The sequence below is a fragment of the Paeniroseomonas aquatica genome, assembly GCF_030409335.1.
Lineage (GTDB): Bacteria > Pseudomonadota > Alphaproteobacteria > Acetobacterales > Acetobacteraceae > Belnapia > Belnapia aquatica.
The window spans coordinates 1-15566 of the sequence record NZ_JAUFPN010000127.1 but is presented as its reverse complement, the minus strand read 5'-3'; the positions used below and the strand labels follow the sequence as shown (position 1 = coordinate 15566).

The window sequence follows — 15566 nt, the reverse complement described above, 5'->3', positions numbered from 1 at the left end:
GGGTCAAGCAGAGGCGCGCAGTTTGCGCAGGCTTTCCCCCTTGAGCTCGATGCGATGGGCGGCGTGGACAACCCGGTCAAGGATCGCCTCGGCCAGGGTGGGGTCACCCACGATTTCATACCAACGCCCAATCGGCACTTGGCTGGTGATGATCAGCGAGCCGGTATTGTAGCGATCCTCGACGATCTCCAGTAGGTCGCGGCGCTGCTCGGCCGCCAGGGGCTCCGGTCCCCAGTCATCCAGGATCAGTAAGTCGACCCGGGCGAGTTGCCGCATCAGTCGGGCGTACCGGCCGTCACCGCGCGCCAGTGCCAGGCTGGCGAACAGCCGCGAGCTGCGCTGGTAGAGCACCGAAAAGTTGTCACGGCAGGCCTTGTCGCCCAGGGCGCAGGCCAGCCACGACTTGCCAGTGCCGCAGGGCCCGGTAATCAGACAGTGCCGATGCTCGCGGATCCAATCGCCGCTGGCCAGGCGCAGGAACAACGCCCGGTCGAGACCGCGCGGGGTTCGGAAATCGACATCCTCGATGCTGGCGGCATGGCGCAGCTTGGCAGTGCGCGTGCGGGCCTCGAAACGCTTCTGCTGCCGTAGCGTTGCCTCCTGTTCGACCAGCAGGCCCAGCCATTCGGCATGCTCGAGAGCGCTGCTCTCGGGATTGGCCGCCAGATCGCAAAAGCCCTTGGCCATGCCGTTCAGGCCAAGCTCGCGTAGGCGATCCAGTGTCGGGTGGTTCAGCAAGGCTGCTCTCCTCAATGGAAATAACGAGATCCGCGGATGTTGTCGTGCAGCAGAGGCGTGCCGTCCGCGGCTTGCGGCGACGCCTTCTGGTCGAGCCGGTGTTTAAGGATCGAGGCAACGCTGTCGTGCGACAGCGCCCCAATCTCAATCGCCCGGCTGCTGACTGCCTCCGCCCGCGCTGCCGCAATGCCGCGGAACAACCGCAACACCCCGAGACAGCTTCGGACGCCTTGCTCCGGATGCGGCCGCCGGGCCAGCACGGCAAGGATCAGCGCCTCCGTGCTGGGGCCGATGTCGCGCGCCTGCCGCTGCAGGCGTTCAGGGGTCCATTCGGCATAGCGCCGATGCGCGCTGGGCATGTGCTCGGGCTGGGTGTGATGTCGCGGACCGGCGTAGTGCCGCAGGTGAGCCGCAACCCGCTTGCCCCGGTGGAACACCTCGATGGTGCGGGCGGTGGCGCGGGTATCGACCTGCTCGCGGAGCAGCGCATGCGGCACCGAGTAGCAGAAGCCCGCGACCTCGACATGATAGTCGAGCCCGACGCGGGCGAGACGCCATTCGGCGTACTCATAGTCCTGCTCCGGCAGGGACTGCATGGCGGCGCGCTCGACAGCTTCGAAGAGTTGGCGGCGGCTGACACCCAGGCGACGCATCTCGCGGTCATTCATCCGCTCGAGGGCCGCGGCTATCGCGGCATTGCATTCGGCCAGCGAGAAGAACGTGAGATGCCGCAAGCGGCCCAGGATATAGCCCTGCGCAAAACGTACTCCGGCCTCAACCGCCGCCTTGTCCTTGGGCTTGTTGGGTCGCGCCGGCAGTATGCCGACGCCGTAGTGCGCCGCCATCGAGCCATAGGTGCGGTTCAACTCGGGATCATAGAACGAGGCCTTGGTGACGCCACTCTTGAGGTTGTCCGGCACCAGCAGTCGCGGCACCGCCCCATAGAACCGGAACATCCGGACATGCGCGCCAATCCAATCCGGCAGGCTCTGCGTCCAGCTCGCCTCGGCATAGGTCAGGTTCGACGCGCCGAGCACGCCGACGAAGATCTCCGCCAGGCGCACCTCGCCAGTGAGCGGGTCGACGATCGGCACCTTCTTGCCGGAGTAATCAACGAAGGCCTTGTGCCCGGCAACATGGGTCTGCCGCATGGTCGGCGACAGGCGCCGCTCGAACGCCCGGAACAACTCGCAGAACCGGCTATAGCCATACCCCTGCGGATGAACCGCCGCGTATTCCTCCCAAAGGATCATCAAACTGACCCCGGGACGCTTCATCTCTCGCGCCAACGCTCCCCAGTCCGGCTCGGGGTAGCGCCGGGCACCCGACTTGCAGCTCGGCGCGGGAAACAGCAGCTGCTCGATCGCCGCATCCGTCAGCTCGGGCGCCAGCGGCCAGCCAAGCCCCGCCGCGCCCGCGCGTGCCAGGTAGTCCTGCACCGTGCTGCGGCCCACCCCCACCTCACGAGCGATGACCCGGGCACTTGTGCGCGCCCCGAAATGTAACTGCAGGACCTGCCGTATCCGCCGCATGGACAGTCTCTCCGTCGGCATCCCATCCCCTCCATCGATTGCGACGGGGGAACGCTGGAGCCAGGTGAACACTGACCTTCGAAACGATCTCCGATCCGGGCGAACCTCCTGCTCTGTGGAGGGTGGCCGGGATCAGATTGGAAAGGTGGCCGCCATCAGATCGGTAGGGTGGCCGCCATCAGATTGGAATACCTGGCCGCCTTGGATTGGAATCCACACAGGGGCCGGATCCGGAAGCGGACGGGGTGTCGACCTGGCGGCTGATCGACCTCTGCCAGATCGTGCAGGAGCGTTTCGGCGTGAGCTACAGCGAGACCGGCATGGGCAAGCTGATGCGCAGCCTCGACCTGTCCTGGCAGACGCCGCGATCCCGCCATGCCGAGACCGACCGCGCCGCCCAGGAGCGGTTCAAAAAGGGGGCTTTGTGCAAGCCCTCGCGCAGGTCGCGGCCGACCACCCCGAGGCTGAGCGGATCGAGGTCTGGTTCNCAGATTGGAATACCTGGCCGCCTTGGATTGGAATCCACACCTCAACCTTGCCCATGAATACGGGATCGATATCGACACCGTCGCCACCGATTTCGGTTGGCGCCGTGACCCCACGTCAAAGGTGCCAAAGGTTCGCCAGCCGATTGTCCTGCAAGCCATCCCCGCACATCCGAACGCGGTGCGAGGGCCTAACCTAGCGATTCCGTCTGATGATCCCATTGGCTCTGCGTTGAGCGCCGAAGTCGAGGCCCTCAACCGCTTTGCGGCAACAGTGCCGGTGGTGGGTTGCCGCCCACCGCGCTGGTCGCGGCACTTCAAAGGCGATTTCCGACTCTATGGACGCTTGCACGCGGCTGGCGAAGGCAACTACCAAAGTATGCCGGCTTCGGAGCGCCTCGCTAAAATCCGCATTGCCGGTGAGGCCGTATCGGAAATCGACATCAGCGCGTCGCATCTGTCGATCATGCATGGCCTGATGGGCCTCAAACTGCCTGATGGGGATTTGTACGATGTGCCCGGTTTTTCCAGGCAAGTGGTTAAGGCATGGATCAACGCCACACTAGGCAAGGGTAGCCCCGTTCGTAAGTGGGCAAAGGACCGCCTCCTTGCCACTCCATCCCTCGCGGACATTGATCCACTCGCGGTTATGGCTGCCGTCCTGCGCCGCTACCCCTGGCTAGGAGAGCCTTGGCGCGTAGCGGTAGAGTTTACCCATGTTGCGGACCCGAAGCGGGTATTGCCGCATATGCTGATGGGTATCGAGTCCGATATCATGCTCACAGTCGTGCAGGGGCTCCAAAACAAAAGGACCCTAGGGCTTCCCCTGCATGACGGAATCCTTGTTCCAGCATCCGCTGAGAAGCTGACTTGTGACCTACTACGCGTCGCTGCCGAACGCGAAGCTTCCGTTACAGCCAAGCTGACAGTTTCGCGTGCCAACATTGCTGCCAATATTTTGGAGCAAGATGTGGATGAGGTTGCATAGGCTATAGTAGCATCTCTGTCATTTTCGGTCGCGTCGCCATGCCTACCAAACTGAGGCCAAGAGTCAAAGCCGAGTGTTGGCACATAAATCCGACCGAGACGAAGTAATTCCTGCATCAAATCGAACGCTACGCTGCGCCGATATTAGCCTCCTGCCCATACGGCGCGGTTTGCTCTTTATGGTCGTGGTGATGACTGGGCAACGCGCAAGCTGTTGGCCTGTCGCGTGTAGAACACTATGAATCGGCTCCTGCCTGAAAGTCGGAGGAGGTCATGGTGCGGTTCGGTCTAAGTGAATTAGCTATTTAGGGCCGCTCACCCCCACAACGCTCCGGCGGGGTAGACCTTCGACGACGTGTATGTGGCAGAAGAAGGGACGAAATTGGCATTCTTACGACAAACAGGATCGGGCTTATCCCGGCCATCAATCTGTCTGACTGATCCGGGCCACCTCATTATACATCATTGGCGATAAAGCCATATTGATCTTCACTGCATGATTATTTTAACTAACTTGCAGTATCGATTTGTTGATGCATTAATCATCGATAGTGGCATACCAACTCAACCCGTTCATTTAATGCGCAGAGAGAAGTTCTATCTTTAGTGTACCAACTAACTCCTGCGGCGCCGCAGTGATGTTGAGCGCCAGCGGTCGAGGTTTAGCTGCGCGAGGGAAGCTAAAAAAACTGGCAAAACAGCAAGGTTAGGCATAAGGTAGATGATGGCGGGCCATGGTTTCAAAAGCAGCCGACTTATGTTTCTAGGAGGCCTGCACCGTGCGCCGCCGCGGTTGTGCCTGTTTTATCTTTATGGAGGCATCCATGAAAAAAATGGGAATAAAAATAATCGGCCTTCTGGCCCTAATTGGGCTCGCACAAATATTCTATGCTTCAAGCGCCTTTGCCGCAGAAAACCTAAATGCTTACCATGACGGGTGTTTTCCAAATGTCTCCCGGTCCCCCGATTGCGCGGCAGCGATCCACAGATATTGTGAGAGCCGCGGTGGTGGCGGCTTTTCCCAGGAAGTAGGAAGCAATGTTATTGGTGTGGCTTGCTTTAGAACTTCCTGGTATGGGGACGTGCGTCGGACGCAAATCAGGCAGTTGCACCCAGGATGCGATGCTGATGCAAAGTCACAAAGTTCGGAATGTATGTCCGCAAGTCATCGGTGGTGTGCAGCCGAAGGAAGAGGCGGTGCAGGGCTTGTGCAGGAAGTTGGACTCGACGCTTGGGGAGTCGCTTGCTTCCAGCCCAACGTCTACGAAGATGTGCCAATCGATTACCTTCGGACCCATCACGGAGGCTGCGACAGTACTGGGAAGGCACAAGCCCCTGACTGCGTAGCTGCCATACACCGTTGGTGCGTTGCAAACCGCAAGGGTAACGCCGGCCTAGCCCAGGAAGTCGGAAATAGTGTCCTTGGGGTGGCGTGTCTAAATGCTGCAGATTACCGCGACGTCGAGGCATTTCGCCAAATAAAATAATATTCAGTTTATATACATTTCGGGCTGCTATTTTGTCTGGGCTCAACGTTGTTTCTGTGCGTCTTTCGCCCGATTTGAAATGGAAGGTGGGAGTGATTCCACCTTCCAGGCAAGTTGGGCTAAAGCTAGGGTGTCTGATCTACCGCCGCGCCACAGCATCTATTCAAGACCAGGAATATTGACTCGAACATTTTTTGATTGGCTTGCGGCGGCGGGTGCGTGACGAGGGGAGGCTTGTAGACCCCGAAAACTAACTGAAATGCCTGCCGCAGCTAGCTGTGCAATCAAGCGAACGACTTAATAGGATTGAGCTATCATCGACTCACTGCGTTGTGGCGCCATAAATTCGGCGAGCGTGAATTCCGGCAGCCCAGTTCGGGACAGGCGCACTGTGGGAAGACCTGAGAGCTGCCAGTAATAGCAGCTAAATGTTCGTGAATCGATCGAATCCGAAGTCGATCAGGTCCAATTTCTCCTTTAGAGTACGCAGGTCATAGTCTCCATACGTCTGCCCCACCGAAGCCGCTGCATGTCCCGTCAAATGGTCGTGCCATTCTTGCTCCATATAGCGCCTTGCCACGCCCTTGAATGTATGTCGGAAGCTATGGAACACCTTGCCTTCACCCATTCCTGCGTCTCGCATTCGGCGGTTCAAACGCTTGCTGGCGGCTGCGTGGTCAAAGGTAAACAAGCGATCGCCCGGCCGCCCTTCAACCCACTCTAGCAGTCCGTCCGCAAACAGTTGCCGATGAATAGGGACCTTTCGGATCGAGCTACGGGTTTTGACGGATTTACCAGCCTCAGCGTCAGGCCTGATGACTATGCAGGCAACGCCATCGATAATTTGGATATCACCTTTGGTTAGTTGGCAGATTTCGCCAAGCCGCGCCCCACTGTAGAGGCCAATCCGAGCAATCCACCATTCTTCGAGCGGTAGCTTCCCAAACACCTTTGCCAGATCGTTCGAGGTAAGGACCTCACGCGCTGCTGAATCGTCGTTGAGGGAAATCTTGACGCGCGCAAAGGGGTTGTCCTCTACCAACCGATCGTTCACAGCAACGCTCATCAACGCTCCAAGCATCCCCCATAACTTCCGCTTGGTAGCGTTCTTAAGGCCCTCATCAGCGATCAGGCTAGCCTTGAACCGACGTGCGTGTTCATCCGTGATATCCGCAAACCCAAGCGCGCCGTTTACCCGCTCGAAGCGAGTGATGGCCGTCCGCATATCTGCCTGAGATGACTTTGCTGGCTTCCGCTCGGCCACCCACTGGGTCGAAAGGGCGGTAAGGGACGCGCTAGGAACGCTACTGGTAGGACTATAAGGCGCCGTCCCCCCGGCACCCGCGATCAATTGCTTTTGGGCCGACAAGGTCCGCTTATCCGCGTCGGCCAGTTCCTGAATGTATGCCATCACCGGCTCAACGTACCGCTCCGGCACGCCGAAGATTGGCCCTCCGTCCTCGTCCTTGCCGATGACAAGTGTTGCCGTGGCGGCCTGCACATCAATCTCGTCGATGACGCGGTCAACCTCCCCGAGGGCTTGTTCGCGGGATATAGGCCGAGGTTGTTGAAAGCCGGTGAGCAGGGCAAAAGCCACGGCCCTTGCCTCGGCTTCGCTTTTTGTGGCTGGCGCATATGACCCGCCCCCCACGTGGAGGTCCAAGGCCAGCCTCGCCGTCGTCTCAAGAACGCCGTTGAAGGTTGGAGAGGCCAGGAACTCTCCTTCGGCCCTATCGGCGTCCAGGTGCCTTCGCTTGGCCTCAAAGTCCCGCTCAAGGTTCGCCAGGACCCCATGGGACTTACCCTCCGCCTCTTTCCGCACGGTTGTACCAAGGCTGATCCATAGCTCCTTCTTCCCGAAGGCGCTTTGGAGGTCGGGCGGGATCGGGCGGCGGACATAGTAAGTGGTGCCGCGCAGGTGGAGGTACTTCGGGAGGGATGGCATTAGGTTGCTTCGGACTGTTTTGTAGCATCGTTTCGTAGCAACGTTTCGGGCTATAGTCCAGGAAAAGCCTCGCACTTAGAGAAAACGGGATATTTTGATGCTTTGGATTCCCCTCCCCTTGGGGACGCCATCAGGCGTTCATCGACTGACAGCGTTGAAGTCGGCCCGCCTTTGCCGGCATAGGACGGCGCGGCTAGCCGGCTCCACCCCTGATCATGGCCACGCTTCGGCCGCTTTCCCCGCGCGATGCCGGCTTGGCCTGGCCCGACCAGGGCCTGATCCGCACGGAAGCCCCACGGATCAGCGCAGCCCGCGATTGTTGCCGACGAAAGTCATGTAGGGCAGCCGCAGGATGTGCGAGGCGGTCATCGAATAGGCATAGACCAGGGTCAGCAGCGCCGCAGCGCAATAGCCGTAGCCGCTGTAGCCGAGGCCGAGTTGCAGCGCGCCCAGGGTCAGGCCGGCATTCAGCACCAGGAACACCGCGGCGATCGACAGCAGAAGCCGCCGGACGTCGAAATAGGCCACGACCACCATCACGGCCAGCAGCAGCAGGTGGAACATGGCGCCCAGGGCCCCGAAGCGGAAGATCGAGACCATCTCGACCCCGCCCTGCGCCATGCCGACCAGGCCGGGCGCGACCAGCATCGCCAGGTAGCACACCACCCCCTGCAGCACGGCGAGGTTCCGCAGCCCCTCCCCCAGCTCGCGCAGGATGCCGCGGTGGTTCTCGGCGATCTCGGCGAAGGTCGCATGCGCCTCGATGGCGCGGTAGAAGCGCAGGTAGCGCTCGAAGAAGCGGGTTTCGACGGCCAGCAGGAAGACCGCCATCGCCGGCACGATGGTCAGGTAGGCCAGGAACATCGCCCCGTCGTAGGCCGGGTTGGACGGCATCGCGCCGGCGGTCGTCAGCTGCCCCGGGCCCAGCCACATGATCCATTTGTCGACCCAGATGGCCGCGTTGTAGAGCAGGCCGACCAGGGCGAACTCCCAGTAGCGGCGGACCTCGCCGAGGAAGGCGAAGGGCCGCAGGGCCGGGCCGGGATACTCGGCCAGGATGCGGGCGGCCAGCGCGAAGAACAGGACGAGAAGGCCGGCGGTGAAGCCGAAGAGCATGCCCAGCACGCCATGAGCCGGCGCGAGCAGCGCGGCGCCGAGGAAGCCGCATCCCATCCCCAGGGCGAAGCTCGCCGACACCGTCCCGTAGCTCTTCAGCGCCGAGAGGAAGGCCGCGGCCAGCCAGATCCCGCCCACCAGCTGGAAGCCGACCACCGCCAGCACCCGCTCGGCCAAGCGCATGTCCACGGCGAAGCCGTAGAAGGCCAGGCCGATGGCCGATTGCAGCGCGAGCACCACGGCGAGGCCGCCGAGGAACATGCCCGGCGCCTCCGCCGCTTCCCGCGCATGGATCATGTCGGCGAGCCGCCGCGTGACTACCATGACGATGGGACCCGTGGTGACCAGCGAGAAGGCGAAATTGTAGATCACCACCAGCGAGAACCGCCGCAGCGCCTCCGGCTCCAGCAGCCCGCGCCCGATCAGGTCGACGCCGCCGAGCGCGAGGATGGTGAGCAGCCAGGGGCCGGAGGAGATCACCGCCGCATGCGCATAGGCGCGCACCCCGGCGGTCAGCGTGTCCTGCTGCGCCAGGCGGCGCAGCGCGAAGCCGACGCCCGCCATCAGGCCGCCACCCGCGGCGCCGGGCGGTCGGGCAGCGCCAGGTGCTCCTCGTAGAGTTCGCGGTAGAGCCGGTCGACCACCTGCTTGTTGTAGCTGCGCTCGGTCCGCTGCCGGATCGCCTCGCCGCAGCGGGCGCGCAGGGCGGGATCCAGCAGCAGCGCCGCGATGCCTTCCGCCGTCGCGGTCGGATCCGCCAGCGGGGTGACGAAGCCGGCCGGGCCCAGTGGCGGGTCCTCGTCCGCCCGGCCCTCGATGATGTCGCGGCAGGACCCCACGTCGGTGGCGACGCTCGGCACCCCCGCGGCCCCGGCCTCGAGCAGCACCAGCGGCTGGGCTTCGCTGATGCTGGTCAGGACCACGACGTCGACCTTGCCGAGATAGTCGTGCAGCTTCACCCGCCCGGCGAACTCGAAGGTGCCCTGCAGGCCGAGATGCGCCACCAGCTCCTCGCATTCGCGGAAGTAGATGGGATCCTCCTCGGTCGGTCCGAGCAGCAGGACGCGGACCTCCGGCACCTTCGCCCGCAGCAGCGCGGCCGCGCGGATATAGGTCTTGACGTCCTTGATCGGCACCGCGCGGCCGATCAGCGCCACCGTGGGCGGCCGTGGCGCCGGATCCCGCGGAATGGCGGAGAAGCCCTCGTAGTCGATGCCGTTGGGGATGATCCGCAGGCGGTCCGCCGGCGCCCCGTCGCGCAGCTGCAGCACCTGGTTGCCGGTGTAGAGCGTGGTGATCCGGCTGCAGGCCTCGTAGCAGGCGCGCGAGTAGCCGGTGAAGGCGTCGATCCAGACGTCGCGCAGGTCGCGCCGCCGCGCCTCGATGCCGAGCAGCCCGGGCAGCCGGTCGGCCAGCCACTCCGCCATGGCGATCTCGACGCGCCGCTCGTTGGTGTAGATGCCGTGCTCGGTGAGCAGGGTGGGCCGCCCCGTCTCCAGCGCGGCGCGCGCCGCCAGCAGGCCGGCATAGCCGGTGGAGATGGCGTGGTAGACCCGCGCCCGCGGCAGCGGCGCCAGCAGCACCGAGAACAGCCCGCCGGCCAGCGCCCGCCAGCTCCAGAAGTAGTTGAGGAAGGAGCTGCCCGGCACCGTCGCCTCGTACATCGCCTGCACCATGCGGAAGCTCGCCTCCGAATTCATCAGGGCGGCCCGCATGGCGGCGCGCGGGTGCCGCTTGAGTGCCGCCAGCACGCCGCTGAAGGCCTCGAGGCCGCCGCCCGCGCAGAGCCGTCCCAGCGGCTCCGCCAGCGCGCCGATCAGGCGTTCGACCTCGCGGCCGCCTTCGAGCCGGGTCTCGACGCATTGCAGCGGGATCTCGGTCATCTGGATGACGTTCGCCGGCAGGTCGAAGCGCAGCGGCTTCGGCGTCTCGTCCGCGGTCAGGGTGACCAGGTGGAAGCTGAGGTCGGACTGCGCCCGGATGAGCTCATGCGTCCAGGAGGAGACGCCGCCGGCGATGAAGGGATAGGCGCCCTCGAGCACGATGCAGATATCGGCCTCGCGGGCCGGGGGGCGGGTCGTCAGGCGCATGTCGAGGGCTCCTTCGTCGCGGCATCCGGCGCGGCCCAGAGCCTGACCGCCTCGCGCACCTCGAAGGGCAGCGCCGAGCCTTCGATCTGCGGTGCCAGCTCGGCGGCCGCCCGGCGCAGGGCGCCGCGGTCACCGAGCCGGTAGAGGCATTCCAGGTACCAGGCGAGCACCTCCGGCGGCGCCGCGCCCTGCCGGACCAGGGGCGCGAGCCGCTGCAGCGCCTCCGCCGGCCGGCCGAGGCGGAGCAGCAGGCGTCCGCGGGCCTGCTCCAGCCCGGCATCCGTCGGCCGCAGCGCCGCCACCCGCTCATAGAGTTCGAGCGCCTGGCGCCACTCCGAGGCGGCACGCCCGGCATCGAGCAGGCCGGTATGGGCATAGGCGTCGTGGTGCCGCGCCAGGGCGAGCAGCGACAGGGGATCCTCTGGCCTCTCCGACCGCCGTTCCTCGAGCGCGATGGCGCATTCGAGGAAGCGGTTCTCGATGCGCGCCATGGCGGTCGCGGCCTGCACCCGGATCGCCGGCTCGGCGTCGTTCAGCGCCGCGCGCAGCGGCAGCGCGAAGGCAGGCCGGAATTCGTCGGCGATCACGCTGATCGCCAGCTGCTTCTGCGCCACGGTCCCGAGCGCCATGATGTCGGCGAAGGGCGCCACGCCGCCGCGCGCATCCGGCCCGGCGCCGCGCAGGACGATGCGTTCATAGAGGGCGCGGACCGGCGAGACCTCGACCTCCGGGAAGAGTGCGGCATGCCAGGCCGCGAAGGGCGTGGCGCGGCGCGCGAAGAGCCGATGGAGCAGCAGGGCCAGGACCGCCCCCACCGTCCCGGCCGGCCCCATCGCCGCGCTGCCGAGCAGCAGCAGCAGGCCGGGCGGGCTGCGCGCGCCGCCGCGGTACAGGAGCCCGCAGCCGGCCAGCAGCACGGCCGAGAGCGCGGCCTGCGAGGCCAGCAGCGTCGTCGCCGGCAAGGCGGCGTCGAAGGCCGCCCAGGCGACCGCCGCCTCGGCTCCGGTCGTCGCCAGGCAGGCCAGCGAAAGGGCGGCCGCGGGGGAGGCGACGCTCATGGTGCCAGGGCCTTCGCCGGCGCGTCCGCTGGTGCGTCCGCCGGGGTGCCCAGGAGGCGCTCATGCTGCAGCGCCTTGTCGAAGGCGCTGCCGATCCAGTCGCAGAGGATGTGGAAATTCTGCACGGTGGTGGGGTTGAGCTCGAGGAAGGGGATGGCCTCCACCTTCAGGATACCGACCACCCGGCCGGTCTCCCCGCCGACCAAGGGCCCGGCGAGGATACCCTCGCCCCGCAGCAAGGCCTCGTCCCCGGGCCGGACCGTGGTCAGTACCCGCCGCTCGGCCACCACCGCGCGGAACAGCGGCGAGGCGGCATCGAAGCCGTGGCTGAAGCGGTCGCCGCTGCCCCAGCCCTCCGCCGCCGCCAGCTCGAGCCGCTGGCCGTTCAGCAGGAAGAGCGAGAATTGCGAGGCGTTCAGCATCTCCCGCACCAGGGACGCCACGCCGATCAGCACCTCCTCGGTTTCCTGCCGCTCGATGGCCCGGGCCGCCGCATAGGTCGCGCGCACGGTCCGTACCTGGCCGGCGACCCGGGCCTCGAGTTCGGCGCGGGTCGCCGAGAGCAGCTCATAGGCCTGGGTGATCGCCGCGGCCTGGATGCGCAGCTCGGCCAGCGACTGCGCCAGCCCCTCGGCGCGGCGCCGGTGGCCGTCGCGGATCTCGCCCAGCAGCACGGCGGCGACGAACCAGGGCACCGGCACCGTGCTGACCCGCAGCAGCCAGGCCGGGAGATCCTCGCCGAAGGCCTGCTCGGGCAGCTGGCCAGCCAGCAGCGCGACGGTGGCGAGCAGCGCCGCGAACAGCGCCTCCCGCGCGCCGTACTGCGCGGCGGCCAGCAGCACCACGATCCAGAACGGATGCGGCGAGAGGCTGGCGAAGCGGTCGTTGCCCAGCGCCAGCCGGTCGAGCAGGAGCATCGCCCCGAGCAGGGCGAGGATCTCGAGGATGGCCGCGAGGCGGAGGCCGAGGCAGCGGCGCGGCAGGCCTTCGGCGGCAACCGGGGCTGGAGTCATGTCAGAAGTACCAGCTGAGGCTGGCGCCGAACACCGAGGTGGTACCCCGTGCCCGGCCGATGTTCTCGACACGGCTGCCGCGCAGCCGCAGCTCGAACCGGTCGAAGGCATAGCCTAACGCCCCGCCGACGATCGGCCCCGCCCGGCCGTAGCGGTCCACGCCGTAGCCGGCCGAGAGCTCGGTGGTGACCACGCCTCCAGGTGTGCCGGTGCGCCAGGACCGGGCGTGGCCCAGGACCACGGCATGCACCTCGCGGTCCAGCAGCTGCAGCGGCGCGTAGCCTTGCCCGGCGGCGCCGGTGCGTTCGTCCCGCCGCAGCAGGTATTCGGCCTCCAGGACATAGGCGGCCGAGAGGCCGCGCAGGCCGGCCAGGTTGCCCAGCCGCAGCTCGCCAGTCAGCGAGACGGTGCTGCCGACATCCCGGTCGCCGGCGATGCCGTAGCGGTTGGCCCCGACCTCCAGCCTGCCGGTGAGGTCGTTGGCGAGGACCTGCCGGCGGCCGGCGGCGACCCGGTCGCGGGTCGCGCGGTCGATCATGGCCTGGAAGAAGTCCCAGTAGGGCCGGCGGAGCTCGGCCCGCAGCAGGGTGGCGCCGGCATCGTCGGGCAGCTCGGCCCGCAGCCCGAGCCCCGCCGTGCCCTCGGTCAGGAAGAGCGAGCCGACCACGGCCTGGCCGCCCATCCAGTCGCGCCGCAGCGACAGCTCGCCGCGCTCGCGCGCCCCGGCGAAGGAGCCCACCCGGCCGTCGCCGCGCTGTACCTGGGCCGCGTCGATGCCCGCGACCTCGGCCGCGAGGCCGAGCCGCCAGCCGTCGCCGAAGGGCTGCTGCAGGTCGAGCCCGCCGATGACGGCGCTGGCCCGGCCGGTGCCCACGCCGCCCTGCGACTCGCGGTATTCCAGGTCGGCCCGCAACCGCGGCCCGGCGCTGCGTTCCAGCGCGGCGATCGCCTCGGCGAGGTCGGGGGCCTCCGGGTCGCGCCCCCGCGCCTCCCGGTAGAGGGCCATCGCCTCGCGGCCGCGGCCGCTGCGTTCGGCGATGCCGGCGAGGCCCGCCAGGGGCTCGGGACTGTCGGGCATGGCGCCGCGCAGCGCCTCGAAGCCGTCGCGCGCCCGGGCGAGCTGGCCGGTCCGCGCTTCCAGCTGGGCCTCGAGCAGCCGCAGCCGGAGCGTGCCCGCGTCCTCGGCCGGAGCATCGCCCTCCCCCGCCGCGGCATCCGGCGCCGCGGCCGCCGGCTCGCGCGCCAGCGCGAGGCGCAGGCCCTCGGCGGTCGGCCGCGTCGCCAGGGTGACGCCCGGGGCGAGGGTGAGCAGCAGCCTGTCGTAGCCGAGGCTGACGCCCTGCAGCAGCCCGTCGGCGCAGGCGGCCAGGGCTTCGGCGTCGACCGGCGGCAGCGCGCCCGGGACCGCGAGGAGCACCTCGCGGCCGGTCTGCCGGCTGGCCGCGCCGGACAGCCCCGGCAGCAGGATGGCGGCCGCCTCCCCCGGCACCGCGGTCGCCCCCCCGGGCCCGCAGAGCGCCGCCGCGGCGACGGCGCCGGCCTGGAGCAGCGCCGGCAGCATCGCCAGGCCGCGCAGCAGCGCAGGCCTCACGGCAGCACCAGCGCCGCGCGCGCCGCGCGCACCGCCCCCTGCTCCATCAGCAGGGCGACATAATCGGCCCGCAGCGACCGGTCCCGCGGCCGCTCGACGAGGAGCGCCTCATAGAGCCGTGCCGCCTCCGCCTCGCGCCCCAGGCCGTGCAGCAGATGCGCCCGCAGCACGCGCGCCCGGGTGGAGCGGTCCGCGGCCTCCTCCAGCCGCCGCAGCGCCTCGGCGTAGCGCTGCCGCGCGGCGGAGGGGTCGCGCCGGGCGGCGGCGATGTCGCCGAGGATGGTCCAGCTCTCGTAGTCGTCCGCCTCGGCGGCCACGACGGCCTGCAGCAGCCGCTCCGCCGCGGCGCGGTCGCGCCGGAGATGCGCCAGCACGCCGAGCCGGCGCTGCGTCTCCGGCCCCGCCCCGCCGCTGGCCGCCAGCCGCTCCAGCGCCTGCCGCTCCAGCTCCGCCTCGCCGGCCCGGGCGGCGAGGCGCGCCAGCTGCCGCAGCAGGTCGCCGGAGGTGGCGCCCGGCAGCACCTCGCGCACCGCCGCCGCCAGGGCGACACGATCGTCCTGCGCCTCCAGCGCCGCCAGCCAGGCGGCGGTCCCGGCGGGCAGCGCCGCCCCGGCCCCGGCGCGATGCACCGCCACGGCCCGGGCCGGGGCGCCACGGTCGGTCAGCACCCGCATCCAGGCAGCCCGCTCCGCCCCCTCCGCCCGCCGCGCACGCGCCTCGATCCAGTCCAGGGCCTCGCCTCCCGGGCGCGGGCCCCAGAGGTAGAGCAGCTGGCGCACATCCGGGCTCTCGGGCGGCGCCGCCGCGGCGAGCAGCCGCAGCCCGCCCTCCGCCCCCCGCTTGTCGCCGGCCTCCAGCAGCCGGAAGGCGAGCTGGCGCCGCAGTTCGGCCGGCACGCCCGGCCGGGCGGCGAGGCTGGCCCAGAGGGCGAGCGCCTCGCCGCGCCGTCCCGCCGCGACGGCCGCCCGCTCATGCGCCCAGAGCCAGCGCTGCGGGGCCTCCACGGCCAGCGCGCGCAGCACCGGCAGCGCCTCCGCCTCGGCCCGCAGCTCCAGCAGCAGGGTGACCGCCGCGTCCCGCGCCGCCGGCGTCGCCGCCGCGGCGAGGCGTTGCCGGGCGATCGCCCGTGCCTCGTCCAGTACCGGCGCGCCCTGCCGCCAGGCATCGAGCAGCACCGCCTCGCGCAGCGCCTCCGGGAATGCGTCGCCCTCGGGGAGGCCGCGCAGCCGGTCCAGCGCCCGGCGCGGCTGGCCGAGCTCGAGCAGCAGCCGGATCACCTGCTGCCGGTCCTCGGTCGCGCCCCGGGCGGCCTCCAGGCGCTCCGCGACCTCGAGGGCGAGCGGCAGCGCCCGGGCATCGACGGCCAGGTGCAGGAGGTCCTGCAGCAGGTCCACGGGCAGCGCCGCGCCGGCCGGCGTGGCAAGCCAGGCCGCCACCGCCGGCGCCTGCCCGGCCGCGGCGGCGCCGACCGCCCAGGCGTGGTCCGCTGCCGCCGAAGGGTGGCCGCGGCGCAGCACGGCGAGC

11 protein-coding genes are annotated in these 15566 nt (G+C 67.9%); 2 read left to right on the top strand and 9 right to left on the bottom strand.

Going from position 1 to position 15566, the window contains the following annotated elements; translation table 11 throughout:
• Nucleotides 1–3: 3 nt before the first annotated feature.
• The gene (gene istB / locus QWZ14_RS11560; protein ID WP_290316815.1) at nt 4–738 is read right to left on the bottom strand and encodes an IS21-like element helper ATPase IstB; all 735 of its coding nucleotides are present in this window, start codon (nt 736–738) and stop codon (nt 4–6) included.
• An 11-nt stretch (nt 739–749) separates the two neighbouring features.
• Nucleotides 750–2270, bottom strand: coding sequence for an IS21 family transposase (gene istA, locus QWZ14_RS11555; RefSeq protein WP_290316814.1), 1521 nt, complete (start codon nt 2268–2270; stop codon nt 750–752).
• A 245-nt stretch (nt 2271–2515) separates the two neighbouring features.
• Between istA and QWZ14_RS31980 the strand changes: the two genes are divergently transcribed.
• The gene (locus QWZ14_RS31980) at nt 2516–2815 is read left to right on the top strand and encodes a helix-turn-helix domain-containing protein (RefSeq protein WP_353959300.1); all 300 of its coding nucleotides are present in this window, start codon (nt 2516–2518) and stop codon (nt 2813–2815) included.
• The gene (locus QWZ14_RS11550; RefSeq protein WP_290316812.1) at nt 2763–3743 is read left to right on the top strand and encodes a hypothetical protein; all 981 of its coding nucleotides are present in this window, start codon (nt 2763–2765) and stop codon (nt 3741–3743) included. The genes QWZ14_RS31980 and QWZ14_RS11550 overlap by 53 nt, the downstream gene beginning before the upstream one ends.
• Nucleotides 3744–5653: 1910 nt before the next feature.
• Here the strand turns inward: QWZ14_RS11550 and QWZ14_RS11545 are convergent.
• The 7 genes from QWZ14_RS11545 to QWZ14_RS11515 all read right to left on the bottom strand — a co-directional run.
• Nucleotides 5654–7174: a site-specific integrase gene (locus tag QWZ14_RS11545; RefSeq protein WP_290316811.1), complete on the bottom strand. Its 1521-nt coding sequence runs from the start codon at nt 7172–7174 to the stop codon at nt 5654–5656.
• A gap of 300 nt (nt 7175–7474) precedes the next feature.
• On the bottom strand, nt 7475–8854 hold the full coding sequence (pelG, locus tag QWZ14_RS11540) for an exopolysaccharide Pel transporter PelG (RefSeq protein ID WP_290316810.1): 1380 nt from the start codon (nt 8852–8854) through the stop codon (nt 7475–7477).
• The gene (gene pelF / locus QWZ14_RS11535) at nt 8854–10380 is read right to left on the bottom strand and encodes a GT4 family glycosyltransferase PelF (RefSeq protein WP_290316809.1); all 1527 of its coding nucleotides are present in this window, start codon (nt 10378–10380) and stop codon (nt 8854–8856) included. The genes pelG and pelF overlap by 1 nt, the downstream gene beginning before the upstream one ends.
• Nucleotides 10371–11438, bottom strand: a complete 1068-nt coding sequence (locus QWZ14_RS11530; RefSeq protein ID WP_290316807.1) for a tetratricopeptide repeat protein — start codon at nt 11436–11438, stop codon at nt 10371–10373. Before QWZ14_RS11530 ends, pelF begins: the two co-directional genes overlap by 10 nt.
• The gene (locus QWZ14_RS11525; protein ID WP_290316806.1) at nt 11435–12451 is read right to left on the bottom strand and encodes a GAF domain-containing protein; all 1017 of its coding nucleotides are present in this window, start codon (nt 12449–12451) and stop codon (nt 11435–11437) included. Before QWZ14_RS11525 ends, QWZ14_RS11530 begins: the two co-directional genes overlap by 4 nt.
• A gap of 1 nt (nt 12452) precedes the next feature.
• Nucleotides 12453–14042: a tetratricopeptide repeat protein gene (locus tag QWZ14_RS11520; RefSeq protein WP_290316805.1), complete on the bottom strand. Its 1590-nt coding sequence runs from the start codon at nt 14040–14042 to the stop codon at nt 12453–12455.
• Nucleotides 14039–15566: hypothetical protein (locus QWZ14_RS11515; RefSeq protein ID WP_456307237.1), on the bottom strand; the 1528-nt coding region annotated here is incomplete at its 5' end. The genes QWZ14_RS11515 and QWZ14_RS11520, both read right to left, overlap by 4 nt.

Coding starts and splice junctions, on each gene's coding strand:
- pelF (WP_290316809.1), bottom strand. CDS start 10,380: ATGCGCCTGACGACCCGCCCCCCGGCCCGCGAGGCCGATATCTGCATC.
- pelG (WP_290316810.1), bottom strand. CDS start 8,854: ATGGCGGGCGTCGGCTTCGCGCTGCGCCGCCTGGCGCAGCAGGACACG.
- istA (WP_290316814.1), bottom strand. CDS start 2,270: ATGCGGCGGATACGGCAGGTCCTGCAGTTACATTTCGGGGCGCGCACA.
- QWZ14_RS11545 (WP_290316811.1), bottom strand. CDS start 7,174: ATGCCATCCCTCCCGAAGTACCTCCACCTGCGCGGCACCACTTACTAT.
- QWZ14_RS11525 (WP_290316806.1), bottom strand. CDS start 12,451: ATGACTCCAGCCCCGGTTGCCGCCGAAGGCCTGCCGCGCCGCTGCCTC.
- QWZ14_RS11530 (WP_290316807.1), bottom strand. CDS start 11,438: ATGAGCGTCGCCTCCCCCGCGGCCGCCCTTTCGCTGGCCTGCCTGGCG.